We start from the raw sequence: 25,327 nt of genomic DNA, 5'->3' as shown, positions 1-25,327 counted from the left end.
GTCTCGTCACGCGCCCCCTGTCAGATCGGCAGGACGCGCCCTCCAACGATCCTGATCGTGGCGCCGCCATTCGGGGTCGATCGCCATCACCTCGCGATCGAGGATCTCGACGATGCGCTGCGCGGCTGGCCTCCCGAGCAGCACGTCCGCCGCGTCGTAGATGCCGCGGCCGTAGCGGCCGACGAGCAATGCCGCCAACCCCGGCGTTTCTTCTCCGCGCGATACGGCAACTGCCCGGCTTCGCGCATAATCCGTTACCAGCGCGGTGAGCTTACCTTCTGCGGCATGTTCGTCCATTGACTTCTCCGTGCTCTAGCCGTTGGCCGCGAGCGCATTCAGGCTTCTTGGTCCACTTTCACCAAGGCCGACTGGCCTTGTGAAGCGCGATATCCGTCACCGCGAAATCCTTGCCCGTGCACAGCAGCGGCTCGCCGCGTTCTCTGGCCACAGCATAGACCATAAGGTCGAGCAGGTTGAGCGGTCCGCCATTGCCGTTCCCAGAACCGTAAAGCGGTTCGGCTTCGTTTGCGATCCTCGCGTGGTCATGCGTGAACGCCAGTGTCGCGCAGCCGCGGCGTTCGAACTTGGCAAGCATATCCTCAGCTTCGGCCCGCAGACCAAATCGCTGGTTGCTCGCGACACGCACAAACTCAACCATGGCGGGTGCCGGAATTCCGCCTCGTTCGGCGACGATCGCCTCGACCAGCGCCTCACTGCCCTCCTCGCCCGTCAGCACCGCGATCAGCGCCGAAGTATCAATGATCATCGGGGCAACCCGTCCTCGTCCCAAAGCTCGGCGTCAATCTCCGCCATGGTCGGATATGTTCGCTTGGGGACGCGCGCTTGGATCGCCCTAATCTCCGCAAGGAACGCGTCTCGGTCCTTTTCCTTTGGCAGCGGCATCCGGTCCAGCGCCTCTTCGATAATTTCAACCTGGCTGCGGCCGTCGCGGGCGAGCAGTTCGAGGCGCTTGAGCGCATGATCGGAGCGGATGGTGATGGCGCGCTGTTTGCGGCGCGGCGGATGATGGGCGGCAGTAGCCACGACGGCACTCCTACGGTTCAGATTTGATCGGCCCCTGATTATAGTGGCCGTGCTGCTACAGCGCAAGCACGGTTCATCTAATGTTGATAACGATCCATTATCAACACTAGGCATCCGGGCATACTTTACTGAACTTTGCTTTCAGTTCACTATTGGGCATGGCTGACATGCCCTCGCCCGCCTCTTATGGCCCCGATTATACCCCACAAATGGCGGCAGCCATAGCGTCTTGCACCGCGTCCATTTCTCGCCTGGATGCCCGAATTTCCGTCAGTTCCGCCGCCTCGGCATGGAACCGGCGGGCTACCTGGTCAGGCTATGCGCGGGCGCTGCAACTGCAATCGGCCGAGGTCGACGAAATCGACGTATTTTCCTGGGGTTGCGGGCTCCAGATCCCCGGCCGGCCGCTGCGCTCGACCACCCTCGACCTGTTCGACCGCTTCGATGCGTGGGCCGCGGCGCTCGCCGATCCCGACCCGCTCGCCTGGCGCGATACGCTGCCCACCGCCATCAGCGCGCCGGCGGTTGCCACGCAGCACCCTGCCCTCGTCCGCGCGCTCGATCAGGTCCGCCAACACGCGCTGGCGGATGGCGGCATCCTGCCCTGGCTCGGCCTGCCGTTCGCGCTACGCGATAGCGGCCTCTCCGCGAGCACCCTCCCCTGCCTCGCCGGCGGCGCCAAGGCGTTCCGGCTGAAGCGCAAACCCGACGCCGATGATTGGCTGGCGGTGTTGCGGGCGCTCGAACGATCGGCGCGCGAGGGTCTGGAACGGCTTCACGATCTGGAGAAATTTCATCGCAACGCCCAACGCGCGATCGTCGAAGCGTTCCGTCCGGGCGCCCTCCCCCGGCTGCTCGCGCTCACGCATCATCGCCCGCTGCTATCGCCCCAGGGAGTTGCCGATGCGCTGGCCCTCAGCGTCGCCGGAGCGAGCAAGCTGCTGGAGCGGGCCGTCGCCGCGGATCTTCTGGTCGAGATTACCCAGCGGCGCAGCTGGCGGCTGTTTCTGCCACCGGACCTTGCGGTCGAATTCGGTTATGCAGCACCGAAGCGCGGCCGTCCGGCGAAGGAGCCCCCTCCCCTGCCCGCGAGCCGCGACCTCACCGTGGCTTTCGATGCATTTGATCAGGAAATGGCCGCCATCGACAAGCTGCTTACAAGCGCGCGCGGGCCAAAGCTTTCGTCGCCATGACAGGTGTTGCGAATCAAATGCGAATTTGCGGTGGGAGCAAGTGGGGTTCACAATCATGTGCGCTCTGATTTTGATCACAAACTTGTGACAACTGGCCCAAAATACGGCCCAGCCAGACGCCCGCACAGAGCGATTTGACGCTATTCATGAGGCCGTGGATGCCAGAAGGCCCAAAAGCGCCTGGTAAGGCTCTGGCGGCGTTTTAGGACTATTTCTCGGTTTGTTCCGATTTTGAGGGGTGCGCTGGATATGAAGCACCCTGGCTTCGGCGGTATGTACCCTAACATTTCACAAGCTGATCGAACGAGGTGATGTCGCGTGAGCGCTACGCCAGCTGGATGCCCGTTCGATGGCAGACGTTCAGCATCGAGGTAGATCCAGGCTTCCAACAGGCCCTCGAGAGTTTGGACTTCGATCTGGGCTCGCCGACATTCGATTCTTTCGAAGGCGTCGAGGCAGACCCGGTGATGAGGTAGGTCAGGCGACAGGATGAGGTGAACCGGGATCTCGTCCGCCATCGTCCGCGGGAATCAAGGCAGGGTAGCCAAGATGATGGGACCAGCTTCGAGTGCGCATCGTCGAGTGTTGTCGCGCTGATTGATCGGGAGGCGGGCGATGCACGGTTCGGCAGCGGATGTTGAACGCCATCCTCTGGATGCTCTATGCTCGTGCGAGATCGGGCACTGGGCCTTGTCATTGTGTTCGGTGCTTGCCGATGGCGTCCCCTCCCCCTTCAATCTTTTCAAAGAAAGGGAGAAGCGCCGCAGGCGCCGTTAATTCCTTTAGAAATAAAGATAGAAAGTTAGGCTGTGGATGCGCCGGACGCGACTCATGGATTCATCACGAGTCGGGGAATTCAGCGCGTTCCCGTAATACCGTCTGACCGTTCCTGAAATACCCTGTGCGGTGTTCCCATTGGACCGTGATTCGGTTCCCAATGTACCGTGCGCCGTTCCTGAAATACCGTGTGGGCGGGTCATTGGAGATCGGGGCGGAAAGGGCGGTAAAACGCGTTTTACTCGATGCTACATCCCTGATTTCCCGGAGTTTTGAGCTTCCTGACGACACAGGCGGACACAGTTGATAGCCACTCTTGTAGCCGCGATCATGACACTCGGGCACTTGCTGGCCGGGAAATCGGCAAGGCCTCCCGACTCTCCCACGGTATATTAGGAACGAAGGGCCGATCGAGACAGGCGGCCAGCCTCTGGAGCGGAGTTTCGCTCTGGTTTGAACTTCAATGACTGGCTGCCGGGCGCTTGAAACGGCGGTCGCCGGGCCATCATCTCCGGGCCTGGCGAGGCGTGAATACACGTCGATGGCGCGGTACTTTGGGAACGGCCGCCTATTGGGCTCGGCCGTTTGATCTCGTCTGCCATGGCGGACCGAGGCGGCGGAGTTTTCCTCCGCACGGTATTTCAGGAACGCCTGATCGATTGCCGCGGAGCCGATCTCGATAAACGATCGCAGCGTTCCCCCCTTCCCTTCCCTCTCGTTCCAGGAAGCGCCGGCACGAGATTGACCCGCCATCTGCTTTATCCGGCTTATATCCTGGTTGCTTGGAAACGACGTGCGATGATCGAAAGGGTGTCCGCGTTCCTGATGTACCCGGCGCCGGTCAACTGGTGGGATGATCGATGCCCGAGCCTGGCCCGGAAGGACGTAACGGCTTGGCCAAGGTGGCTGTGACTTCGGCCCGCACAGCGTAATAGGCGAAAATAATGGCGGCAACGCCCGGCCGCTGAGCCCCGCGTCATGGCTGAGATCTCATATTCTATGGGATAGCGTCCCGGTAGGACGGGGTGCTCGGTGGGGAGGGGCCGCGCAACTGCCGGCCCTTGTCCGTCGGTACTTCAGGAACGCAAGAACTATGCGCAACTCGGGTAGCGGAAGGTTGTTCCTGAAAGGCCGCGCTGTTCGAAGCGGCGCTGTAGCGCGCTACAGCGCCGCGCGTTGCTTCGAACAGAATGTTGCGAAGATCTGCGTGATGTTCCTGGCGTCGTATGCGATTTCGCGCTGCCTCAGGAATGACCGAAAGTCGTCGGCGACCATGCCGTGGTCACGCTGCGGTTCGGGCAGGTTGGCCCGTGCGATGGCGCCAAAGGCGCTATGGGCGATATGTCCATATTCCGGGAAGGCGATCGGCGGTTCGTCGATCGCCTTGTCTTGTGCGGAAGGAGTAGCCCGGCCAGGCGTGGGTGCAGTCTGGACCAGGGCAGGGGAGGGGGCTCCGGGTTCGCTCGTGAGGTTGCGCCTGACCATGCGCAGGAACGGTTCGGCCTCTGCGCGCAATTCCAGTTCGAGCGCGTAACCCGGCAGCGCGTTTTCCCGGACGATCTTGGTCATCTCGAATTTGAAGCGACGATAGTCACCTTCCGCGCCCGATTTTTCGAACAGCGTCGGCATGGAGATCGCGAAGCCGTCCGTTCCGGCGCCGCCGGCGTGCTTGCGCGCAACCCGGTACAGCCAGCGTTCTCTCCCCCCGGTGAGCGAGAAATAGGCGGGATCGATCGCGAGGACGCCGCCTTCCATCAGCACGCCGTCGTAAAACCACTTGGCGAGGGTGATGCGCATACCTCGCACGTTGCCCGTGCGGTCCTTGAGCTGACTGTAGCTGTCGATCCAGGAGAAAGTGGTTTCGACAGCGTCGCCCGAGCGGATATTGGTCTTCACCGTGGTTGACTGCAGACGGTCAAGCGCATTGCCCAGCAAGTCATAGGCTCGGCCGCCGACCTCGCGTTTGAGTGTCCTGAGCATGTCGTAGGGCACGACGTTCAAGGTTTGCGGAATGTCGTTCGCACCGCGGCGCTTATGTTCGATGAGCACCGAGGCGCAGTAGATCAGGATGTCGAGATCGTAGATCGTGGCGAGGCCATATTCCGAGTTGGCCGAAACATGGACGGTAACTTTTCGGTCCGGACTGACATAGTCGATCGGCTTCAGGCGCTTGCGCTTGGACAGGGAAAAGAATGGGCGTTCCATCGTTTCGCGCTGGTCGCGAAGCGGCAGTGCCGTCAGTTGCGGCAGAAAGAGGTCTACTTGACCGTCTTCGCGGTAGTCCTGTGGCATCTCATGTCCTGCAACACGCGTAAAACGCGTTTTACTCCATCATAACGATTTGAAAATAAAAGATTTATTGTGGATTCTCATTATCGCGCAAATCTCGCGCTCTCGATGACCGGACGCAGTGCGTCCAGAATCTCATCGACCGATGCGCGGCCTTTTGGATTGATGTTGATCGTGATGCCCTTCGCCTTGGTATCGGCGAGAACTTGTCCGATCTCCTTGCCCGAAGCTGCCGTCAGAGCCGGCTTCGCCTTTGGCGAAGGCGCAGGCCTGGAAGGTGTCACGGCCGCGGCCAGGCGTTCGCAGACTTTGCTGCCCTCGATCTTTTCCGCGCCGGCGGCCAGCAGCTCTTTCTGCTCGGCGGCGATTATGGCCGCCTCACCGAGAATGGCGTCGCGATAGCGCTCATCCTTGATGAGCGGCGACAGGCGCATGCCGTGACGGACCTTCAGGTCGCCTGGTTCCGCAAATGCGCTCACCACCTCGTCGGGGAGTTCGGCGAGTTGCAGCAGATTGTGAAGATTCTGCTTGGGGATCGCCAGGCGCTCGGCCATCTGCGCCCTGACGCCCTTATAATAGGCTTCCACCGCGTGCCGATAATTTCGGGCCCGCTCGAGATCGGTGACGTCCTCGCGCTCCCGGTTTTCCAGGTCCGCGAGACGGAAGGCGCCTTCGTCATCGAGCGTTTCGATCCGGGCTACGAGTTCGATCTCGCTATGGTTGTTCGCATGGAGCCAGGAGATCGAAAAATGACGACGTGTGCCGACGATCAGCTCATAGGGCTGTTCGGCATTGGGGGTTCGCCTGACGACCACCGGTTCGCGATTGGTTCCTTCCTCCCTGATCGATTCAATCAGGGAGGCGCAGCGGTCATAGCTAAGCGCCGCATAGTCGCGCGCATTGCCTGGCCAGATCGAGCATTCCGACGGCTTCAGGCGAATGGTGAGGCGCTTGACGGTGCGCGCGATCTCATCGAACGCAACCCCGCGCCGTTCGAGGAAGGACGGTGTCGCCGGTTCTTCGGCGGGCTTTTCTCGATCCGCGTGATCCCCGGCGACGGGACCATCGGCCGCGCGTGTCGGGGGCGGTGTCGTGCCGATGCTTTCGATGGCGTTCGCCAAGAGACTCCGCCGTCTGCCCCCCGCGCTGCTCATGCGGCCTCCGTCAACCGATCGGTGCCAAGCTGCGCCATCCGCGATGGCCACTGCTTGCAGATGTCTTTCTCTACCTCGCGGAAGACCATGTTGAGATTGTCGCGGCAGCGAACATAGGTCTGATGCGAGCCGTAGGGTTTGTTGATCTCGTAAATCGAAGACATCGAAAGTCCCGCATTCTTGATCTCTTCCGAGAGCAGAATCGGTGTCGAGAGCATTTGTCCGGCGTAGGTCTTCTCCATGACCTGGAGCATCTGCGCCTCGTTCGTGCGACTGGGCTGGAACATCGTGCAGACGACCCGAATGAAGCCATAGTCGATCGACGTGTCGAACTTGGAGACGAGATCCATCGCCTCGCGGCAGGTCTGCATGAAATGAATGGTCGACAGATAGTCGAGCTGCCGGGCAGGGACGGGGATCAACAGGCCATCGGCCGCAGTCAGCGTGTTCACGCCGAGAAACCCCATGGCCGGGGGAGGGTCGAGAATGACGACGTCATAGTCGTGACGAACTTCCTCCAGTCCGATCCGCAGCATGCGGAACGCGCCCGCGATCGCTGTCGGTCCTTCCTCGATCGTCGCGGTCAGTTCCCATTCGGTGTCCTGCAGGCCGAGGTTCGCCGGGCAGATGTCGATATTGGGCCAGGCTGTCTTCTGGATCGTCTTGCGCAGCGAATCCGCTTCGTCGATGCGCGGCGACAGGAAATTCGACAGCGTATGGGTCTCGTCGACCAAGGCCTCGAGATTGACGTCGAACATCACGCTCATCGAAGCCTGGGGATCGCAGTCCACGACAAGAACCCGGTAACCCCGCAGGGCAAGATAATCGGCAAGGTGCTTGCCCGTGGTCGATTTGCTGACACCGCCCTTGAAATTCTGCACGGCCACGACGACCGCTCGCTCGGACGGCAATTTGCCCATCTTGATACCGAGCGCTTCGCGAATCGCGATCAAATCCTCGACCGTGTAATATCTGCGCCCGTTGGCGGACGTCTTCGGCGCAGGAAGGCGTCCACGCGCTTCCGCCTTGGACAGGGCTTCGGGCGTCCTCCCCAGAAACTCCGCGGCGACCGAGGCCCCCATTGAAATATTGAGGGTTTTCCTGTCGGATGGATCTATCGCCGCTTGCCGCAGAACGGTTTTTGCATTCTCGCACGAGGTGATCATCGCATCGAGAATCTGACCCGACAGCATGGGCGTTGTCCCCCTTCTCAACCCAAATTGGCCTTGGTTCGTGAAAAAGGTCGAAAAAAGACCCCTTATCCCGGACAGCTATGCCAAAAGGATGGTGGTTAGTCAAATTGGTAGCAGCTGGCGCCATCATGCAAGGACAACGCTGCTCTCAGATGGAGAGTCCGGGATCATTCCGGGCGAACGGACAAGCTCCGGTTTCCATGCGAATCAAGTGATCGCCAGAATTGGCGGCAAGCATAGATCGGTCTTGTCGCCGCTTCGAGAATGGAACTCAAATTCCTTCCCGGCGGCATCCGAGTTGGCGGTGGTCCACGAATCGGACAGGGCCAGAACTGCCGCTGACGATGTTCTCCTGGCGCTCGAATAGGCGGCGACAAGGCCCACCGCCATCGAGGCATTCATTCCGCTCGCAGGAAATCCCATCCGCAAACCGGCCGTGCACCCCGGTGGCTATTCGCGCTTCCTCGATCCGCGCACGCAGCCCGGAGCACAGATAGACCGCGATCTGATGGCCGGGAGAAAGAGGGAGAGGGGCAGGGGCATGCAAGCAGGAGGAATGCCATGCCGCTTACAGCCCGACGACCATCCCAGGAACTCATCGATCTCGTAGGTGCTCTCGGTGGCACCTGGCATGGCCGCACCGCCATGTGCCTGTGCCCGGCGCATGCTGATAGCACACCAAGCCTCTCGATCCGTCAGGGCGATCGCGGTATTCTTGTCACTTGCTTTGCCGGTTGTGATCGCGAAGATGTCCTGCGCGAATTGCGCCGGATACCGATCCGGCAACACTACTCCTACCGGGACATGCCCGCGCGCGCTTCGGGCAATGCCGCACGGCTCTGGGAGAAGGGGCTTCCGATCCCGGGCACTCTCGCTGAGCGTTACCTGACGCTGCGGCATCTCGAGCCGCCTACCGATGATCTCCGATTTCATCCACGCTGTCCTTATCGTCCCAAGCCCTGGACCACGTTCCATCCCGCCTTGCTCGTGGCCGTGCGCGAAGGGCGGCGACTGACTGCCATCCAGCGCATCTTCCTCGACCGGGAAACCGGCAAGTACCGCATGAAGCTCATGCTGGGGCGGCCAGGGCAGGGGGCATGGCAAGGGGGAGGGCGGGCGGCTTCTTGCCTGGCGCTTGCCGAGGGCTTCGAAACCGCGCGGGCCTTCACCCTCATTCAAGGAGCTCCCTGCTGGGCGAGCTTGGGTGCACGGCGTCTCGATCAGATCCTGCTGCCGCAAGGTCTGACATCCTTGATCCTCGCCGTCGACAATGACGCCGAAGGTGAACTGGCGGCGGCACGCGCGGCGTTGCGATATGCTCGGCCCGGTCTTGAGATAACGTGGATGGCGCCGCGCGGCGTCAAAGACTGGGCGGAGGTATTGGAGGCGTCTATGGGATCATTGCGATGAACGAGGCCCGCAGGACGCATATCCGCTCGATCGCCCTGGACCGCGACGTGCGGTTCCTGCTGCATTTCACCCAAGCTGCGAATCTCACTGGGGTCGTGAAGCATGGCTTATGGCCGCGCCGCGATCTGGCAGCAGCCGATCATTTGGCATACGCCAGTGATTACGGCCGATTGGACGGAAACAAAGACGCCGTCTCTGTTTCGATTTTGTGCGTGAGCGAGCCGAGGTTCGCTGGCGGCGAAGAGGAGAGGCGAGACCTCGCACCCCATTTTCCCACCGACCGTGAAGCCGAAGTGCAAGTTTTTCAGCGGATCGAAGCCGACCACATTCCTGGTGCCATCGTCGGTCAACCGGGACTGGCGGAACCCGTGAGAGCTACTCTGAAATGGCTGTCCGGCCGACTGCGGCAGGTTGAATTTCAGGATTTCGGTCTGGTCTGAGGATAGAAGCGACTGCGGCGGTGGTCGATCGCATCCTCGCTACTGCTCCGATTCGAAGTTGCGGTTTTCGCGGCAATGCCAGAGGCGCAGTATGAAGATCGTTCCGGCCGCGATCTCGTAGCGCATCTCGTAGTTGCCGACGATGATCCGGCGGACCTCGCGCGGCTCATAGGCTTCCAGCTTCTCGCCGATCCTCGGATAATCGATCAGCCGATCCGGTGCGTGGGCGAGTTGCTGGACCACGCGCGCCGCCGCTTCGGGGGCGACCGGACCCAGATGCTCGTGCAGTCGCACAAGGTCCGACGACGCCTTGCTGGTCCACTGGATCTTCATTTGACCGGCGAGGGTAGCGGCTTGTCCGTCCCAAGGCTGTCGGCCCATGCCGTGATCGCCTGGTGGTCGATCACCCGTCCGGCATCGACATCCTCCAGGGCTTCGAGCGTCATCCGGTGACGCTCCTCCTCCTGATCGACCCAGGCGGCGAGCGCTTGCTTCACCACCCAGCCGCGCGAGCGTTCGAGTCGCGAGGCCATTGCTTCAACCTTTTCCGCGAGCCCCAGAGGGACATGCGCGGTCAATACCTTCGTCTCGGTCGCCATGTTTATCACCTGTTATCAGTCCGATTAAAATATAATCATACTGACGAGAAAACGCAAGTTGGGGAGCCGTGGAGTCGAGAACCGGGCGAAGGCGCTGGAGGCCGCGCTCCGCTATTTGCCGTCCTTCAAGGCGTCCTTGACCCGCTGCCGCATTTCCGCAGCCTCCGCCACGTCATGCGGCCTTAGATCGAAGCCGTCGGGCAATTGCCAGCGGCACCGATATTCGCTGGCGCGCATCGAATGGGACGAGGACAGGTGCCGCTGCAGGTTGCGTACACAAAGCGCCGAAAGAGTGTCGGAGCAGCGCGTTCCGGATTCGAACAGCCAGTCCAGGGCGGCTTGATCTGAAGGTCGCTCGGCTGTCTCAGGCCAGGGAGCATTCCGAGTGAAGGTCTTCGCCGACGACAGATCGGGCGATCGCCGCCAGATGGGGGTGATGGGTGAAGAACAGCACCTGCGTCGATCGCGCGAGTTCCGCCAGCACCCTGAAACCGGCCTCGGAACGCTCATCGTCGAAATTGACGAACAAGTCGTCCGCGAGGAAGGGCAGGCGAACACCGGCCGCGATGGATTGCTCGACAGCTGCGAGGCGAAGCGCGAGAAAGAGCTGGTCCGTGGTTCCCTCGCTCATCGCCCCGACGTCCACCACGGTCCTGCCATCGTCGCGCAACCCCAGGAGCCGTGAATTGGGTCCGTCGCTGTCGATCCGCAGCGCCGCATACCGCCCGATCGTCAGCCGGCGGAAGATCTCGCTTGCGCGCAGCAGCATGGGATCCTGATGGCGCTCGCGATATTGTTCAATCGCCCAGCGTAGCGTGACGGCCTCGGTTCGCTTCAGGATAAAATCTTCGGCAAGAACAGCGAGCTCGGCCCGGGCCTGCTCGGCATCCGAGGCCGCGTCGGCGGACGAGCCGCTTTGCGCCTCCAGACCGGCAAAGACTCTCCTGGCATCGCCGTGGGCGCTTGCGGCAGTGGCAACCTCATCGTTGAGCTGGGTCAGCTGCCCCGAGAGCGACTGGATTCGGACAGCCAGACCGTCAGCATCGACGTCTTCCAGGGACGCGACAAGCTCATCCAGTCCCTTGCCGTCGCCCGCCGCGACGATCGCGGCTTCCGCTTCGCTGACCGCGTGGCGCAGGGCGCGCGCTGCTCGCGAACGCTCGATGGCCGCACCCAGGCCCTGCAGGTCGGTAGCGCCCGTCTCCTCCAGAAGCGCGGTCAGCGAAGCCCAGGCCGCAGCATGCCGTGCGTCTTCGGCCGCCATCTCAGCGCTTCGGCCGGCAATGCTTTCCTCGAGTGCCTCCAGGACGCTTGCGGTCGAGCGCGCCGCCGAGAGCCGGGCCCGCATCCCTTCGAGTAGCGTCACTCCGCCGCCCGAGGCGGCAATCCCCAGCCTTTCGGTTAGGGCCGCAACGCTTTCGTCATGTTCACGCGCGTCTCTCGCTATGCCGTCGATGCGTGTCTGCAGGTCTCGCTGCGCGGCAATCGCGGCTCTGAGCTCGTCCAGGACGTCGAGAGTTGCCGGAGCGCTGGCTATGTCGAGATCGATGTCCGCTTCGACCAGCAGCGCGCGCCAGGCCTCCATCCGCGTCGCCATACTCTCATCGACACGCGTGCGGCGGCGCTGCAGACCTTCCGCATCCTGCCCGATTTGTACGAGTGCGGCCTCGTCGAGTCTGTGCTGCTCGGCGGCCGCCTCGCCGGCTTGCCGAATCCGTGTGGCGAAGGCGAGCAGCGGCAGGAGGTCTTCTCCCTTGGGCACCGACTCGTCTGCGAGGGCGGCGACCAGGCTGGCACGCAATTCATTGCGCCGCGCAACGATCGCCCTGGCATCGTCGTGGGCATCGATTGCCTCCTGATGTGCTGCTTCAGCCGTTTCCCGCTCGGACACCCAACCGAGGAACCGATTGGGCTCCAACGCCGGAAAGCCCGCCTCCGCCAACTTTCGTGCCCAGCCCGTCAGCGCGCTTTCGCGACGATCGCTTGCCGCCTGCGCGCGCGTGTCCGCCTGGTCAGCGGCCAGAAGGAGCCTGGTCCGGCGTTGACCCATGACCGTCAGACGGCTCGACTCGTCGGCGGCGGCGTAGCGGGCATCTCCGCGTTCATCTGCTCGAGCGACTGCCGTCTCATAAGCATCGACAGCTTCATCAGGGGAGGGGAGGGCCATGCCTTGCCGCATGTGCGCGCGCAGCGGTCGCCAGAACGCGTCGCGCTCGCTTCGAACCGCGGTGATCTCCTCGTCAGCCACCGCAGCGCCCGACGAGAGCTGCTCCATTTCGAGCGAGAGCGCCTCGGCCTCTTCGCGGGCGCGCGAAGCGGCGTCTGTTGCCCGCTGCAGATCGGTCTCGGCCTCGGCAAGGACGGATCGCACGTCTTCGATTTCGTGCCGTGCCAGTCTGGGAAGCGCGGCCAGGGCCGATGCGTCCCCGCTCCAGGGCGTGAGCCGAGCGAGCGCCACGTCCAGGCTGGCCGCGGCCCGGTCGGCTTTGCGCTGCGCCAGTTCGCAGCGCGCGTCCGCATCGGCCCCGAGGGTCCTGGCAAGGTCGATCGCCGTTACGATCGCGGTCAGATTTCCTGTTTGGGGGCGATCCGCAATCTTCCGCTCGATCGCGACACGCCTTTCAGCCAGGTCCTGCTCACTCTCGTCGATCTGCCGGAGCGCCGCGAGATCCTCGGCATGACCGAGCGCGATTTCGCGCAGTCTGGAACTTACGATCCGGGTGGGGGGATCGGAGGCGAGCGCGCCGGCTTCGGCGCGGAGCCGGGCGACAAGACCTCCCGATGCGGATCGCTCCTCGCTCAGACGCGCTAAGTCCTGTTGACCCTTTGTCACCGCGCCCGACGAAGCGATCAGCGCGTCGATTTCGGCGTCGTGGGCGAGGACCGACGGATCAGGAGAAAGCGCCTCGATCTGTGCCCGGGCTTCGTTCACCAGATTCTGCGCGGCGGCCCTTGCACGCGAAGCGGCCTCCATCTCGGCCATTGCCGCTTCGGCGGCGTGCTCGCGCTGCGGCCCGATATCAATCGTATCCATGTGGGCGGCAAGCGCCGCGAGATGGTCGCTGCGAAGACGGACGGCAGGCGCAATCCGGCGGATGCGCTCGAGGCGGCTGACCTCGGCAAGAACTTCGTCGCGCCGCCGCTGAACCTCTTCGAGCATCTGCTGGGCGTCCGCGACCGCGCCTTTGGCATCGAGCCAAGCCTTCGGCTTGAGGGCCTGGTCCCGGACTGCTCGGGTCTGCGCTTCGAAATCGCGTTGGGCCTGCGTGAAGCTCCGCCTCGCCGCGGCGCGTTGTCCCCAGATCGCATCGGCTTCGCTCTCGAGGCGAGCCAATTCGTCCGCAACACCCGTGAGCCCGGAGCCTGCGGCAAAGAGGGCTCGGCCCAGGTCGTTGCGGGCCTCGACCATGGCCCGCCCGCCCGCTCGCAGGCCATCCTGGTCGAGGCTGAAGGAGAGTGCGAATGTCTCGCGCGTCTGCCCCCGCAGCATGGCGAGCAGCATAGCTTCGTCGAGGAGACGATCCTCGGCATCGATCAGTGTCCCGGCCGTCCCCTTCTTGCGGCGACAAGCGAAGCTGTGCCCCTCGTCCTCGAGCACGGCCCCAACGCGCAGCAGGGCGTAGTCGTAGACGAAGTTGTAGGGAGACCGTGCCGGGAAACCGAACAACAGATCGGAGACCGCCGCAAGCGAGGTCGATTTTCCCGCTTCGTTGGCGCCGTACACCACGTGAAGATCGGGCTCGCCTTGGCGAAAGGAAAGCTCGCAATCCTCGAAACGACCATAACGCTCGAGTGACAGGGTGGCGAACCGCATCGCTCAGTCCCCCTTCGTCAAACGCGAGCGGAGCGCCTGGGCGGCGGTTCCGATGACCGCGTCCCACTTGCCGTCGCCGGCATAGCGGCGAAGGTCCGCTTCGTCGGCATCGGGGAGCAGGCTCTGCGCCGCGAGCAGGAAGGGCGCAAGGTCCGCGGCCAGCAGTTCGTGCAGTTGAGGATCGGTGGCGGCCCGATCGATCAAGGCAGCGAGATCGTCGCCGACAATCACCTCACCGGCGGCGGCGGGCTTCGTCACGAGCAGCTTCACTTTCTCGATGAAGAGATTGGGCGAGATCGAAGCGGCCACGGCGCGCGCGACGTCGCGCAGGTCCGCGGCGCTGTCGATGAGCGCGCCGGCGCTGTCGGTCTCGCCCGTCAGCACAAGCCGCGTAACGAGCGGCAATCCATCGCCGCCGTGCTGCCACGCTTCAAGAAGCGCCGAGCGCATGCGTTCCGCAATGCTATCGGCCGGCACGTCGGTACAGTCGATATCGACCGCGAGCCAGCGGATCACATCCAGATCCAATCGATCGATGGAGGAAACCTGACCATCCTCCACGGTGACGATCACCGCGCCCTTGGGGCCCGTCTCGCGGATCGTGCGACCCTGGATGTTGCCCGGGAAGACGACATGAGGCGCCTCGCACACGATCTCGTGTTGATGGACATGGCCGAGCGCCCAGTAGTCGTATTGCTTGGCTTTGAGATCATCCAGGCTGCAGGGCGCGTAATCGGCGTGGCCCTTCCGGCCTGCCAGCGCGGTGTGCAGCATCCCGATATTGAAGTGATGCTCCGCAGCGGCGGGATAGGACGGAACGAGATTGTCGGTGACAGCCGGTGTCGAGAAGCTCTGTCCGTGGACCGCGACCTGGAGCTCGGCAAGCAGATGGGTTTCCGGTCGGCGCGCGCTGAACAGGCGGACATTGGGCGGCCAGGGAATGCTGCGGGTGATGACGGAGGCGGCATCATGGTTGCCGGCGAGAAGGAACACCGGGATTTCGGCCCGATCCAGGCGGCCCATGGCGCGGGCGAAATAGAGGCCGGTGCTCATGTCCTTCCACTCACCGTCGAAGAGGTCGCCAGCGATCACGACGAAATCGACATCTTCGTCGATGGCGCGTTGTACCAGATTGTCGAAAGCCGCGCGGGTGGCTCCTCTTATGTCGTCCTCGGGCAGACCTTCATATCTCGACAGGCCATGGAGCGGGCTGTCGAGATGAATGTCGGCGGCATGCAGGAAACGAAAATCGCTCAAAACTCTTCCCCCCTCGAAAGCGGCGATATTCTCTGGGTCACCGCGATCCTCCGTTTGTGTAGTGCCCCATGGGAGAACACCCCCAACATGGCCGCAGAGCTATTGGCCATGCGTTCCGCACAGTCGCATGTATTGTAATCAGGGTTCCTCCGCCAGTTTCCCGACTCTTGCGAGGAAGAAACGCTCCCCCTCATAGCTCAAGTGATTTCATCTCGGCTGGCCGGTGCCTGTCGCCACCGACACTCCGGGATAATCCCAATTGCACGACGATGCGTGGATGGCGGATTCAGGAGATGTCATGACCCGCATCACGATTATCGATGGGCATCCCGACCCAAACGGGACCCGGTACGTTCATGCGCTTGCGGATGCCTATGCGGCGGGCGGCGAGGCGGCAGGCCATGAAGTGCGCCGGATCGAGATTGCAGAACTTGATTTCCCTATCTTGCGATCGGCCGGGGAGTGGCGGGACAATGCGCCCGCCGCCGCCATTCACAAGGCCCAGACAGACATTCGCTGGGCGAATCATGTGGTCATCCTTTACCCACTATGGCTCGGAGACGTTCCTGTGCTCAGAGGTCATTCAGTGTATTTATTGCGTTGCAGATGCCAGCGAGTCGGGGAAACTTCTCGGGACCGGAGAAGTTCATAGATCCGAGGCACAATTGAAACCTTAGGGGGTAATGTGCAACGCTTCATCCTGCACGAAAACTTGAAGAAATTCAGGGCCTGCCTGGGCGCAGACGTTGCCGACACCGAGCGCAGCTATCTGCTGCAGCAGATCCGTTCAATTCAACGCGAGCTTGCATTGCTCAACGCCGCCGCACTTGGCGTGCAGAGATATCCTATTGAATTTGGCGCGCTATCATCATGTGATCGGAGCCTTTTTCAACGCCTGACGGAGACCTCTACCCAGCCTACGATGATCATCGATCCGAGGGCTGGTATGCGAATCCTCGACGTCAACGATGCGCATACTGCCATCACCTATACCGAGCGCAGCAGAGTGGCCGGAGAAAGGCTCTTTGACGTCTTTCCGGATAATCCGGATCTTGAGGATGCAACCGGCGTCGCAGGCTTGTTTGATTCCATCCGCATCGCGGCACAGGGACGGCGCCAGCATGCCATGAAAGCACAGCGCTATGACCTGCGGGGTTCCGATGGCCGGTTTCTCGAGCGCTATTGGCAGACGGTGTCCGTTCCGATCCTGAATGACGAAGCGCAGCTGGTGTGCATTCTGCATCAAGCACGAGATGTCACCGAAACAGTCGGCACTGCGGGTTTCGTTGGTCATTGACACCCTCTAATGACGTCTCATCGGCGGTCAGCGCCGCTCTCACAGGAGAAGTCCGTCACATTCAGATTGTGAAGCATCGCGTAGCGGTGACGACGTTTACCTCGAGATCGGGGGGAGGGCGTGTCCAAAGCGGCGAGGATAGCTTCGCGAGTGGTGCGCCATTGGTATTCCGAAACTCGGGGCGGTTTCAGCCCACAGTGAGTTTCATGATTTCATGATGGGTAACTCGGCAAGGCTGTTTCTCAGGCGCAGCATGTCCCATGGCAGATGTTCGGCGATGGCAAGGCCAACCATATCCACTGCCGCGCCGATCTCTTTCAACAGGCGCACCACCTGGTCCAGCTGCATACGGCCTTGCTCTATTCCATCGAAGGCCCCCTCCGGCATGCCCGGCCTGTTGAACAGCAGCGGAGAAAAATGAGCCGGATCGAGGACATCGAGGTCGAAATGTACCGCAAGATGCGTGATTCCCTCGGTCTCGATCCAGTCGAGGATCGGCCGGCTGCTGTCAGCAAGGACGGCTGGCGGGATATGCCGGATGCCCAGTTCCTTCAGGATCAGGTCTTCATCCGCGTTCCATCCCTGCATGCCGGCGATCATCACACGCCGGGCGTCCAGCTTGCGGGGCACTTCTGCCGTGAAAGCCTCGTCGCCCCGGCCAAGCAGCAGGGCAAGCACATGGGCATGGGCGTGCGAAAACTCGGCAGCGCTCATCACGTCGGGATGGGCATCGAGCCAGAGAACGCCCAGCTTTTCACCATATCTGCGGCTTAGATACGCCATCGGCGCAAGATCGACCAGGCAGTCGCCGCCAAGCGTCACGATCCGATCGGGCGCATGCCGCTCGATGGCTTCGCGCGCCGCTCTTGCTTGAGACAAGAGGGCGGCGCACCACTTGATGCCACGGCTAACCGGCGGGGAGCTTCCGTCCGGTTCCGGAACCGCCACGGTTTCCTCGGGGCCGTCATGCGGCGGGGCAAGCCAGCGCAACAATTCGGAACCAAAGCTATAGGCGGGTTCATCGCCACCCTGCCATTGCGGCATGTTCAAACGGAGCGTCGTGGAGGTCACCGCAGATCATATTCTTTCGAGGCCGGAAGAGAAGACAATGTAGGTTGTCCGGCGGAAAAAAGCCACGCCCACGGGGCGCCCCGGGGTTCGAGAGGGAAGGGGGAGTGATGCTGGTGTCCGGGCTGATCCGGATGCCAGAAGGAGTTCCTCCGATGACCACGACCGTTAAGCTCTCGAAGCTTACGCTTTCTCCCATCAATGTCCGCAGGCGGCCCGACGACCTGCTGGAAATACCGCAGATGGCCGCCGATCTCGAAGCTCGCGGCGTACTCCAGAACCTGCTCGTCACGCCTGTGAAAAAGCCGCGCGGCACTTTCGAGGTCTTCGATGGCGGTCGCCGCCTGCGCGGTCTGCTCATGCTCGCCGAGCGCGGCACCATCGACCCTGAAACCTACGATGTTCCCGTCAAGGTTCTCGTCGGCGACGAGGCGACCCTGTCCGAGACCTCGACCGCGGCCAACTTCCATCAGCTCAAGATGACGCCTGCCGAGGAATGCCGCGCGTTCCAGTATTTCATCGGTCTCAATAATGATATCGACGGTGTCGCCAAGCGCTTCGGCCTCACCCGTCGGTTCGTCGAGGGCCGCCTGCGGCTCGCGACCCTGGCCGAGCCCATCTTCGAGGCGCTGAGCGAAGGCACCATCACGCTGGACGTCGCCAAGGCCTATGCCTCGACCGAAAACCAGGAGAAGCAGCTTCTCGTCTGGAACAGCTACGGCACCAGCTATGCCAATGCCGACACTATCCGCCGCGTCATCGCCAACGAAACGATGAAGTCGACCGATCCGGTCGCGATCCTGGTCGGCGAGGACCGCTATGCCGAGGCTGGCGGCAAGATCGACCGCGACCTTTTCAGCGACAGCGGCGACAAGTGGGTGAACCCCGAGATCGCGCAGCGGCTCGCCGCGGACATCATGGAAGCGGAAGCCAAGCGGATCGGCGAGGAACTCGGTCTCGCCTGGATCCGGCCGATTGCGTCGAACTACACGCATAGCGCGGCGACCGGCCTCTACCGGGTGATCCTGCCGCAGCCTGATTTCACCGAGGCGCAGCTGGCCCGCCTCGATGCGATTGCACAGCGGCAGGAAGCCATCGCCGAGGAGATGGATGACGAGACCATCGATGAGGATGCCTACAAGGCGCTCGACCAGGAATATGATGCCCTGTCCGAGGAAGAACACGCGCTCCACAACATCCCGCCGGTGCTGCCTGACGAGATCAAGCCGCTCGTCGGCGCGTTTCTCAAGCTGACGCCCAGAGGCGAGATGGTCCTCGACACCGAATATTATAGCGAGGAACCGGTCAGCATCGGCGGCGCTGATGAAAACGGCGAGGACGACCACGGCGATGGTGCCGGCGGTGGCGGTTCGACCGGCCCGGGCGGCAGCTACACGCCGCCTGCTCCGCCGCCCGAAGCGATCGCCCCGGGCGGCAAGCCGCTCAGCGCCCGGCTCTACGATGAGCTGGCGATGCAGCGGCGCGACGTGCTCGCAGCGACCCTGCTCAGCCATCCGGCCCTGGCGCTCGACTATGCGCTCTTCGTCATGATTGACGATCGCGCCAGCACGTTCAGCGCCTATGGCTCGACCATTCGCGCTCGCTCGCCGCAGGATCCGGTGAGTGGCGACCAGCCGACGACCCGCGCGCGGGGCTATCTCGCCGAAGCCCATGACGGGCTCGATGCGAGTTGGCTGGAGCACAAGTCCGAGGTCGACCGGTTCGAGGCGTTCCGGGCGCTCGACGACGACAGCAAGGCGGCCTGGCTCGCCTACATCGTGGCGATGTCGCTCGAAGCGAAGGCGAGCTACCGCGCCGAGCAGTGTCCGCTCCACAACCGGTTGGCGACGATCATGGATGTCGATGTCGCAAGCTGGTGGCGGCCGACATCCGAGAACTTCTTCGACCGCATCAGCAAGGGCTCGATCCTGACGCTGCTCGCCGATGTCGGCGGCGCGGCGCTGACCGCGCGCCACGCGACGATGAAGAAGTCGGAGATCTCGGAATCGTGCGCGAAGCTCTTCGCGGGCGAAGCGATCGTCGAGCCCGAGGTCCGGGACGCGGCGCTTGCCTGGGTGCCCGACGCCATGCGCTTCCTCGACAAGACCGAGGCGGACGATCTCGAACCCGCCGAAGGCGATCCTGAAGAGCAGGCGATCGTCGAGCCCGAGGATGCCGAAGAGGTTGGCGTGGCTGGCGTCGACGAGACAGTGTCCGGTGCCTGCGAAATCGAAGCGGAATCGCCCGATCAGGACGCTCTCGCGGCCTGACGCCGCTTTCTCCTGGATGCCTTGCCGCCGGCGCGTGGTCCCGTGCCGGCGGCCTTTTCCCCTTCCGCACGGAGAAGCGCCATGTCCCTTGCGAAACGCACGAGCCGCGATGTCGCCGCCGAAATCACCGACCTCATCATCCGCAAGCTCGAGGAGGGTGTTCCGCCCTGGTCGAGGCCCTGGCGGCTGAACGGGGCGGGCGGACGCCCGCTGCGTCATTGCGGCACGCCGTATCAGGGCATCAATACGCTTTATCTCTGGGCGCTCGGCGATGCCCAGGGTTATCGTTCGCGTTACTGGATGACCTGGCGCCAGGCGGAAACGCTAGGCGGGCACGTCCGCAAGGGTCAAACCGGCGCGCTTTCGGTTTATTATTCCTCGTTCAAGAAGCGTGAGGAGCACCCCGAAACCGGCAAGCAAGTGGAGCGGAGCATCCGGTTCCTGCGCCATTACATCGTGTTCAACGCCGATCAGATCGACGGTCTTCCAGCCTATTTCTACCCCTCTGACGAACCGGAGCAGCCTCTGATCCCGTCCGAGCGGCAGGCGGCGATCGACGCCTTCTTCACGGGAATCCCTGCCGACGTTCGCCATGGCGGAAACCAAGCCTACTTCACACCGACCTTCGATCATATCCAGCTGCCGAACCGAACGGCCTTCCGCAGCATGGATCACTATGCGTCCACGCGTTGCCACGAGACGGTTCATAATGCCGTAACCCGGATTATGCCGCATGGCATCGTAGGATCTCGTGTTTCCGCGATTTGGTGACGTGCCGCTTCGGCATATTCCTGGTGCCTGGGAGGTAATCCGCTGGAATGTGGGAACGTTCAGCGCAACTGACGCGGTTCGCTCACTTCTTCCGCATCCTGCGTGGCTTCGTGCACTTCTTCTCTGATGATCTTCTGCGTGATTTCATCCAGATGCGAGGTCAGGGCTTGGCTCAGTTCCTCGAACTCTGGCCATAGCGTCATCCGAACGAAACTCGCTGGCGCGCGAACAATCACCGTCTGACGATGCATGCGCGCATAGCGAAATGGCTTGATGCCATAGCGGCGGCACAGAGCGATGAAGAGCTGTCGTGACCAGGGGTCAGAAATTGAAAACTTGAACTCCTCGGCACGTTCTTGTTTGCTGGCCGTTGCGAACTGGCGGCGAATGCGTTCCGCAGCGGCACCTGCGGCGGCTTGCTCGCCGGCGGTCGTGGCGCCGGCATAGAGAGCTTCGATCTTGCGCAGCTTCTCGCGGAGACGTTCCTCGGACATTGGATCAATGCACCGTCGGCTTCTCGGTGAGAATGCCTTCAAGCATCTGTCGCCGTGCACGAGTGCAAGCCAGCACAGTCTCGTGGATTTCGGTCTCCATGATTTTGGTCAGTTCGCGCAGGTGCTTGAATGTCGTGTCAAGCTGGGTGCGATCATCCGCATTGGGGTCACGTTCCACGAGTTCGCAGATACCGCCCATCATCGCACGGAGCTCGGCAAGTTGGCCGATCGCGCCATGAGCACGTTCGGGTAGATCGATGATATCATGACCGTTGAACAGACCTTCGATGAAGCCATCCAGTTCCTCAAGACGGATCAGCCCGTAGTGTCCGAGATTTGCAGCAGTTGGGTCCATCGACACACGTGTCAGCCTGAATGGCTGACTACGCTTCTGGTGCCGGGTCAGCCCATTCCAAAGGCCGTCGATCAGAGCACCAATCAATTCGTTGGCTTCGTCCACGCTGTCGAACACGGGCAACTCACCGCCCCATAAATCCTGAATCATCTGCAAGGGCGAGGCCGATAGCTCCGGGGTTGCGATATTGCCCAGAAGCCGGGTGCGCACTTCGTGGAATGGCACCGGGCAGTCGTACTTCTCGATCAACGCCTTTACGGCTGCATCACCCAAAACCTTGGTCTTCTGCTTCATGCCCACTCCGCATATCTGAAACCAACACAACTGATAATCTTGCAGTCAGGGCGACGACAAGGCCCGGATCGCGCTCCAACCCTATGGAGCACGAAAACCATGACGATAATCACCAAAACCTGCATTGAGCCGTACATCGACAGCTTCATGCGCTGCTTTGCCGAGGCGAACTACAAACACGCCACGATCAAAGAATACCGAAATCTGATCCGCAGATTTGGACTGGCAATGGATGAGGCTGGCATTGCACCATCGGCATTGACGCCCGATCTTGCGGAAAAGCTGGGTCGGGCAGCAGAGCCGCAGAGAACAGGAACGATCCGCCTTTACAGCCTGGGGCGCAAATTCGCTGCGCACCTGATCGAGATATGCGTTGCCAAGCCGGTTGCACCGACTCCCGCTGAGGTCGCCCGCGCCGAACTGCTGGCCGACTTCGAAACCTATCTCACCAAACAGCGCGGCCTCAGTCCGCGCAGCATCCACCATACGCTCCGCTTTGCCAACCGCTTCATGGACCACCGCTTTGGTGCGGACATGTTCGACCTGACCAGTTTACGACCCGTTGACGCCGTCGGGTTCGTTCAACACTTGCTGTCGCGGGGGCGGCCATACCGAGACAAGAGTGCAGTGACGCATCTGCGCACGTTCTTCCAGTACCTGTTCGCACGAGGCGTCACCGCGACCAACCTTGCCCTAAGCGTGCCCAAAGCAGCGATGGCTCGCGACAAGCGCCTTCCCCGACATCTGTCGCCCGAAGGCGTCGAAGCCGTGCTTGACTGGGTTCGCCGAAATCCCCGGCACGGCGTTCGCGATTATGCGATGCTCCTGATCATGGCACGGCTTGGGCTTCGCGCGCCGGAAATCACCAGGATCGAACTCGACGATATCGACTGGCGTTCAGGCGAACTGACTGTGCGCGGCAAAGGCAAAGTGCATGACCGTGTGCCCATCACCGCCGAGGTCGGTGAAGCCCTAAGCCGGTATCTGAGGGAGGAGCGCGGACCGACTGACTGCCGGACCCTGTTCGTCACCCAGCGCGCTCCGCATCGACCATTCAAGGATAGCCAGATCGTCAACGCTATCATCAAGGATGCGCTCGATGCGACCGGTCAGAAGCCCGCTACGCCCTATGTGGGATCGCATGTTCTACGCCACAGCCTTGCCACGCAACTCATAAATCGTGGCGCTTCACTCGACGAGGTCGGCGACATGCTGCGCCACCGGTCGCGCGGTTCCACCATGATCTACGCCCGGCTTGAGATCGAAGGCTTGCGATCCATTGCCCAGCCCTGGCCCGTCGCGGGAGGTGCACAATGAGCCTCGCCAGCCAGCTTGACCGCTATCTCGCCGTTCGCCGTAGCCTCGGCTATGATCTCAGGACTTCCGAACGGGTGCTACGCCGCTTTATCCGCTTTGCCGACGATGCGGGTGCGCAGCATATCGACGCTGACCTGTTCCTGCGCTGGGACGCAAGTCAGCCTGCTGCCGGGTCGTCCACCCGGTCCGCTCGGCTCGGTATGGTACGGTTGTTCGCTCTTTGGTTGAGCAGTGTCGACTTGGCGCATGAAGCGCCGCCGCGCGGGTTGTTGCCGGATCGCACAATCCGCAAACGGCCATACATCTACAGCAAAGTCGAAATCGGTGACATTATCGCAGCCGCCAGCGAACTGCCTTCCACCTACGGAATGCGGGGGCTGACGTGTTCGACATTCTTCGGCCTCATCGCGGTAACGGGGCTCAGGATCAGCGAAGCGCTGGCGCTCGACACGAGCGACCTCGATGTTGCAACCGGTGTGCTGAGTGTCAGGCACGGAAAGCTGGGAAAGGAGCGCCTGCTGCCACTCGACCCGACTGTCGTAGACCGGTTGATCACCTACACCACAGAACGTAATCGGCTGCTTGGTCGAGCATCCACCCCCCTCTTTGTCAGATGTAATGGGGACCGGCTCAGCGAATGGTCGGCACGAGCCAGCTTCGCACGAGTAAGTCGAGCGATCGGGTTGCGGGAATACTCACGGTTCAAGCGGCACGGCAAAGGACCACGCATACACGACCTTCGCCACACCTTCGCAGTTCGCACCATGATCGACTGGTATCGTATGGGCAAGGATCCGGCGCGGGAGATGATCAGGCTGACGACCTGGCTTGGCCATGCCAGCCCCGACCATACGTTCTGGTACATTGAGGCGGTGCCCGAACTGCTCGAGCTGGCGATGGCACGCGCCACGCGCATTGGTTGGGAGGCGCAGCGATGACCTCCATGACTTTGCCAGCGCTGATCCAACGCTTCTTCACCGACAGACTGTGCGTCCAGATGGAAGCAAGCCATCATACCATCGCGAGCTATCGCGACACGTTCCGCCTGTTGCTGCGCTATGCCGGTTCGCGCCTTGGCAAACGACCAGTCGCTATCACGGTCGAAGATATCGACGTCGATCTGGTTGCCGACTTTCTGGTCCACACCGAAACAGCACGGGGCAACTGTGCACGTAGCCGTAACACCAGGCTCGCGGCGATCCGTTCGTTCTTCCGCTATGTGGCGATGGCCGATCCAACATGGATGCTGAACTGCCAGCGCATCCTTGCCATGCCTAACAAACGCTATGTTAAGCGCGCGGTCACGTTCCTGACCGCAGACGAAATCGCGGCACTGCTGGCCGTGCCGGATCGCTCGACATGGGCCGGAAAGCGCGATCACGCCTTGTTGCTGCTCGCGCTGCAAACGGGCCTCAGGGCATCAGAGCTGATCAGCTTGCGATACCGGGATGTTGTGCTCGGCACCGGCGCCCACGTCCGATGCGTAGGAAAGGGACGAAAAGAACGGTCCACACCGATCAGGCGGGAAACCGCCAAGATCCTGAAGGTATGGATTGGGGAGCATGGCAACAGCGATCGACCACTGTTCCCGTCGATCCGTGGCGAACGGCTAAGCCGCGATGCGCTCGAACATTTGGTACGCAAGCATTGCCTGGCGGCAGCGCGCACCTGTCCGAGCATCGGCGCAAAGCGGGTCACGCCGCATACCTTGCGCCACAGCACCGCGATGGACTTGCTCCACCATGGTGTCGATCAGGCCGTGATCGCACTGTGGCTGGGTCATGAATCGGTCGAGACCACGCAGGTCTACATCCACGCCGACATGCGCTTAAAGGAAAAGGCACTGGCGCGCGTCGCTGCTCCGGACGTGCCGACAGGTCGGTTCAAACCCGACGATCAGCTCCTCGCGTTCCTCGAAGGGCTCTGATTATGCCGAGGTGCCGCATGGCGGATGGCCGAAAAACAAGTCCTAGCCAACGCCATGCGGCATAATCAGGGTTACGGCATTATGCCCTTTATGCCGATATCGGCATAAGACCCACTGGTCGGGCCATTCCAGCCGACTCGCACGGACCTTCGGCAAGCGCTTCGGCGACAAGGCCTATGCGTTCGAAGAACTGGTCGCCTTATCTGGACAGTCTGCGCCGCTCGCAACTTTGCAGTAAGGTCGGCGATGGACGCCCACGGTAGGCAGTAATCAGGCTGGCCGTAGCGCTGACCCAAGAGCTGGCGGAGGCCAGCCTGATTGCTGCCAGGCCATAGTGCGCAACGGTGTGAAGGTCAGCTTCCGG

General features: G+C 62.1%; 24 protein-coding genes and 1 pseudogene. 11 read left to right on the top strand and 14 right to left on the bottom strand.

The annotated features are described in order from the left end of the window. Positions 1 to 6: 6 nt before the first annotated feature. From K663_RS21720 to K663_RS21710, 3 genes are read right to left on the bottom strand one after another with little or no spacing between them, the layout of a single operon-like run. A complete protein-coding gene (locus K663_RS21720) occupies positions 7 to 297 on the bottom strand; it encodes a hypothetical protein (protein WP_020819378.1) in 291 nt (96 codons plus the stop codon). Between the two features lie 58 nt (positions 298 to 355). Beyond that, positions 356 to 766: a type II toxin-antitoxin system VapC family toxin gene (locus K663_RS21715; RefSeq protein ID WP_020819379.1), complete on the bottom strand. Its 411-nt coding sequence runs from the start codon at positions 764 to 766 to the stop codon at positions 356 to 358. Beyond that, positions 763 to 1,044, bottom strand: a complete 282-nt coding sequence (locus tag K663_RS21710; RefSeq protein WP_020819380.1) for a hypothetical protein — start codon at positions 1,042 to 1,044, stop codon at positions 763 to 765. The genes K663_RS21715 and K663_RS21710 overlap by 4 nt, the downstream gene beginning before the upstream one ends. Positions 1,045 to 1,202: 158 nt before the next feature. Here K663_RS21710 and K663_RS21705 point away from each other — a divergent pair, with 158 nt between their 5' ends. Beyond that, a complete protein-coding gene (locus tag K663_RS21705; RefSeq protein ID WP_025160827.1) occupies positions 1,203 to 2,237 on the top strand; it encodes a hypothetical protein in 1,035 nt (344 codons plus the stop codon). Positions 2,238 to 4,175: 1,938 nt separating this feature from the next. Here the strand turns inward: K663_RS21705 and K663_RS21700 are convergent. The 4 genes from K663_RS21700 to K663_RS21685 form a co-directional block, all read right to left on the bottom strand. Beyond that, a complete protein-coding gene (locus K663_RS21700) occupies positions 4,176 to 5,306 on the bottom strand; it encodes a replication initiator protein A (protein WP_020819382.1) in 1,131 nt (376 codons plus the stop codon). 80 nt (positions 5,307 to 5,386) lie between these two features. Beyond that, positions 5,387 to 6,457 (bottom strand): ParB/RepB/Spo0J family partition protein, encoded by a 1,071-nt coding sequence (locus K663_RS21695; protein WP_025160828.1) that lies wholly within the window; start codon positions 6,455 to 6,457, stop codon positions 5,387 to 5,389. Beyond that, a complete protein-coding gene (locus K663_RS21690) occupies positions 6,454 to 7,650 on the bottom strand; it encodes an AAA family ATPase (RefSeq protein ID WP_015460581.1) in 1,197 nt (398 codons plus the stop codon). Before K663_RS21690 ends, K663_RS21695 begins: the two co-directional genes overlap by 4 nt. Positions 7,651 to 7,857: 207 nt before the next feature. Then, positions 7,858 to 8,040, bottom strand: a complete 183-nt coding sequence (locus tag K663_RS21685) for a hypothetical protein (protein ID WP_020819384.1) — start codon at positions 8,038 to 8,040, stop codon at positions 7,858 to 7,860. Positions 8,041 to 8,211: 171 nt separating this feature from the next. Between K663_RS21685 and K663_RS21680 the strand changes: the two genes are divergently transcribed. Both K663_RS21680 and K663_RS21675 read left to right on the top strand, forming a co-directional pair. Further along, positions 8,212 to 9,060: a DUF7146 domain-containing protein gene (locus tag K663_RS21680; RefSeq protein ID WP_021224597.1), complete on the top strand. Its 849-nt coding sequence runs from the start codon at positions 8,212 to 8,214 to the stop codon at positions 9,058 to 9,060. Further along, entirely contained in the window at positions 9,057 to 9,500 is a 444-nt protein-coding gene (locus K663_RS21675) for a hypothetical protein (protein WP_020819387.1), read from the top strand. The genes K663_RS21680 and K663_RS21675 overlap by 4 nt, the downstream gene beginning before the upstream one ends. Positions 9,501 to 9,539: 39 nt before the next feature. Here the strand turns inward: K663_RS21675 and K663_RS21670 are convergent, their stop codons facing one another. The 4 genes from K663_RS21670 to K663_RS21655 all read right to left on the bottom strand — a co-directional run bounded on the left by K663_RS21670 (position 9,540) and on the right by K663_RS21655 (position 15,170). Beyond that, complete coding sequence (locus K663_RS21670; protein WP_020819388.1) at positions 9,540 to 9,833, bottom strand: type II toxin-antitoxin system RelE/ParE family toxin; 294 nt, start codon at positions 9,831 to 9,833, stop codon at positions 9,540 to 9,542. Further along, entirely contained in the window at positions 9,830 to 10,099 is a 270-nt protein-coding gene (locus K663_RS21665; protein WP_020819389.1) for a CopG family ribbon-helix-helix protein, read from the bottom strand. The genes K663_RS21670 and K663_RS21665 overlap by 4 nt, the downstream gene beginning before the upstream one ends. Before the next feature lie 364 nt (positions 10,100 to 10,463). After that, positions 10,464 to 13,913 carry an ATP-binding protein gene (locus K663_RS21660; RefSeq protein ID WP_020819391.1) on the bottom strand — a complete coding sequence of 1,150 codons (3,450 nt, stop codon included), beginning with the start codon at positions 13,911 to 13,913 and terminating at the stop codon, positions 10,464 to 10,466. A gap of 3 nt (positions 13,914 to 13,916) precedes the next feature. Continuing rightward, a complete protein-coding gene (locus K663_RS21655; RefSeq protein ID WP_020819392.1) occupies positions 13,917 to 15,170 on the bottom strand; it encodes a metallophosphoesterase family protein in 1,254 nt (417 codons plus the stop codon). 277 nt (positions 15,171 to 15,447) lie between these two features. Between K663_RS21655 and K663_RS23615 the strand changes: the two genes are divergently transcribed. Beyond that, positions 15,448 to 15,822: an NAD(P)H-dependent oxidoreductase gene (locus tag K663_RS23615; RefSeq protein WP_328588205.1), complete on the top strand. Its 375-nt coding sequence runs from the start codon at positions 15,448 to 15,450 to the stop codon at positions 15,820 to 15,822. 33 nt (positions 15,823 to 15,855) lie between these two features. Continuing rightward, positions 15,856 to 16,467 (top strand): PAS domain-containing protein, encoded by a 612-nt coding sequence (locus K663_RS23610; RefSeq protein WP_020819394.1) that lies wholly within the window; start codon positions 15,856 to 15,858, stop codon positions 16,465 to 16,467. A gap of 204 nt (positions 16,468 to 16,671) precedes the next feature. Here the strand turns inward: K663_RS23610 and K663_RS21640 are convergent, their stop codons facing one another. Continuing rightward, positions 16,672 to 17,511: an arginase family protein gene (locus tag K663_RS21640; protein ID WP_051146802.1), complete on the bottom strand. Its 840-nt coding sequence runs from the start codon at positions 17,509 to 17,511 to the stop codon at positions 16,672 to 16,674. Between the two features lie 179 nt (positions 17,512 to 17,690). Here K663_RS21640 and K663_RS21635 point away from each other — a divergent pair, with 179 nt between their 5' ends. Beyond that, positions 17,691 to 19,805 (top strand): ParB/RepB/Spo0J family partition protein, encoded by a 2,115-nt coding sequence (locus K663_RS21635; RefSeq protein ID WP_020819396.1) that lies wholly within the window; start codon positions 17,691 to 17,693, stop codon positions 19,803 to 19,805. 81 nt (positions 19,806 to 19,886) lie between these two features. Then, positions 19,887 to 20,513, top strand: a pseudogene (locus tag K663_RS21630) (ArdC family protein); the annotation flags it as partial. A 122-nt stretch (positions 20,514 to 20,635) separates the two neighbouring features. On the opposite strand, the gene K663_RS21625 reads toward K663_RS21630, so the two are convergent. Together K663_RS21625 and K663_RS21620 are read right to left on the bottom strand one after the other, a co-directional pair. Continuing rightward, a complete protein-coding gene (locus K663_RS21625; protein ID WP_020818720.1) occupies positions 20,636 to 21,070 on the bottom strand; it encodes a hypothetical protein in 435 nt (144 codons plus the stop codon). 4 nt (positions 21,071 to 21,074) lie between these two features. After that, on the bottom strand, positions 21,075 to 21,719 hold the full coding sequence (locus tag K663_RS21620; RefSeq protein ID WP_021222981.1) for a hypothetical protein: 645 nt from the start codon (positions 21,717 to 21,719) through the stop codon (positions 21,075 to 21,077). Between the two features lie 99 nt (positions 21,720 to 21,818). Here K663_RS21620 and K663_RS21615 point away from each other — a divergent pair, with 99 nt between their 5' ends. From K663_RS21615 to K663_RS24095, 4 genes are all read left to right on the top strand, one after another. Next, the gene (locus K663_RS21615; protein ID WP_020818722.1) at positions 21,819 to 23,036 is read left to right on the top strand and encodes a tyrosine-type recombinase/integrase; all 1,218 of its coding nucleotides are present in this window, start codon (positions 21,819 to 21,821) and stop codon (positions 23,034 to 23,036) included. Continuing rightward, the gene (locus K663_RS21610; RefSeq protein ID WP_020818723.1) at positions 23,033 to 23,974 is read left to right on the top strand and encodes a tyrosine-type recombinase/integrase; all 942 of its coding nucleotides are present in this window, start codon (positions 23,033 to 23,035) and stop codon (positions 23,972 to 23,974) included. Before K663_RS21615 ends, K663_RS21610 begins: the two co-directional genes overlap by 4 nt. Next, positions 23,971 to 24,963, top strand: a complete 993-nt coding sequence (locus K663_RS21605) for a tyrosine-type recombinase/integrase (protein WP_020818724.1) — start codon at positions 23,971 to 23,973, stop codon at positions 24,961 to 24,963. The genes K663_RS21610 and K663_RS21605 overlap by 4 nt, the downstream gene beginning before the upstream one ends. Positions 24,964 to 25,024: 61 nt before the next feature. Continuing rightward, on the top strand, positions 25,025 to 25,201 hold the full coding sequence (locus K663_RS24095; protein WP_335339122.1) for a zincin-like metallopeptidase domain-containing protein: 177 nt from the start codon (positions 25,025 to 25,027) through the stop codon (positions 25,199 to 25,201). The last annotated feature ends 126 nt before the right edge of the window (positions 25,202 to 25,327 follow it).

Source organism: Sphingobium sp. MI1205 (assembly GCF_001563285.1).
Taxonomy (GTDB): domain Bacteria; phylum Pseudomonadota; class Alphaproteobacteria; order Sphingomonadales; family Sphingomonadaceae; genus Sphingobium.
The sequence above is the reverse complement of the archived record's forward strand: the minus strand, read 5'-3'. Positions and strand labels throughout refer to the sequence as shown.

Excerpts from the sequence above, each read along its gene's own strand:
- K663_RS21660 (WP_020819391.1), bottom strand. The coding sequence starts at position 13,913 with ATGCGGTTCGCCACCCTGTCACTCGAGCGTTATGGTCGTTTCGAGGAT.
- K663_RS21610 (WP_020818723.1), top strand. The coding sequence starts at position 23,033 with ATGAGCCTCGCCAGCCAGCTTGACCGCTATCTCGCCGTTCGCCGTAGC.
- K663_RS21615 (WP_020818722.1), top strand. The coding sequence starts at position 21,819 with ATGACGATAATCACCAAAACCTGCATTGAGCCGTACATCGACAGCTTC.
- K663_RS21625 (WP_020818720.1), bottom strand. The coding sequence starts at position 21,070 with ATGTCCGAGGAACGTCTCCGCGAGAAGCTGCGCAAGATCGAAGCTCTC.
- K663_RS21705 (WP_025160827.1), top strand. The coding sequence starts at position 1,203 with ATGGCTGACATGCCCTCGCCCGCCTCTTATGGCCCCGATTATACCCCA.
- K663_RS21685 (WP_020819384.1), bottom strand. The coding sequence starts at position 8,040 with ATGGCGGTGGGCCTTGTCGCCGCCTATTCGAGCGCCAGGAGAACATCG.
- K663_RS21690 (WP_015460581.1), bottom strand. The coding sequence starts at position 7,650 with ATGCTGTCGGGTCAGATTCTCGATGCGATGATCACCTCGTGCGAGAAT.
- K663_RS21670 (WP_020819388.1), bottom strand. The coding sequence starts at position 9,833 with ATGAAGATCCAGTGGACCAGCAAGGCGTCGTCGGACCTTGTGCGACTG.
- K663_RS23615 (WP_328588205.1), top strand. The coding sequence starts at position 15,448 with ATGGCGGATTCAGGAGATGTCATGACCCGCATCACGATTATCGATGGG.
- K663_RS21695 (WP_025160828.1), bottom strand. The coding sequence starts at position 6,457 with ATGAGCAGCGCGGGGGGCAGACGGCGGAGTCTCTTGGCGAACGCCATC.
- K663_RS21715 (WP_020819379.1), bottom strand. The coding sequence starts at position 766 with ATGATCATTGATACTTCGGCGCTGATCGCGGTGCTGACGGGCGAGGAG.
- K663_RS21605 (WP_020818724.1), top strand. The coding sequence starts at position 23,971 with ATGACCTCCATGACTTTGCCAGCGCTGATCCAACGCTTCTTCACCGAC.
- K663_RS21620 (WP_021222981.1), bottom strand. The coding sequence starts at position 21,719 with ATGAAGCAGAAGACCAAGGTTTTGGGTGATGCAGCCGTAAAGGCGTTG.
- K663_RS21720 (WP_020819378.1), bottom strand. The coding sequence starts at position 297 with ATGGACGAACATGCCGCAGAAGGTAAGCTCACCGCGCTGGTAACGGAT.
- K663_RS21635 (WP_020819396.1), top strand. The coding sequence starts at position 17,691 with ATGACCACGACCGTTAAGCTCTCGAAGCTTACGCTTTCTCCCATCAAT.
- K663_RS21640 (WP_051146802.1), bottom strand. The coding sequence starts at position 17,511 with ATGCCGCAATGGCAGGGTGGCGATGAACCCGCCTATAGCTTTGGTTCC.
- K663_RS21665 (WP_020819389.1), bottom strand. The coding sequence starts at position 10,099 with ATGGCGACCGAGACGAAGGTATTGACCGCGCATGTCCCTCTGGGGCTC.
- K663_RS21680 (WP_021224597.1), top strand. The coding sequence starts at position 8,212 with ATGCCGCTTACAGCCCGACGACCATCCCAGGAACTCATCGATCTCGTA.
- K663_RS21700 (WP_020819382.1), bottom strand. The coding sequence starts at position 5,306 with ATGCCACAGGACTACCGCGAAGACGGTCAAGTAGACCTCTTTCTGCCG.
- K663_RS21675 (WP_020819387.1), top strand. The coding sequence starts at position 9,057 with ATGAACGAGGCCCGCAGGACGCATATCCGCTCGATCGCCCTGGACCGC.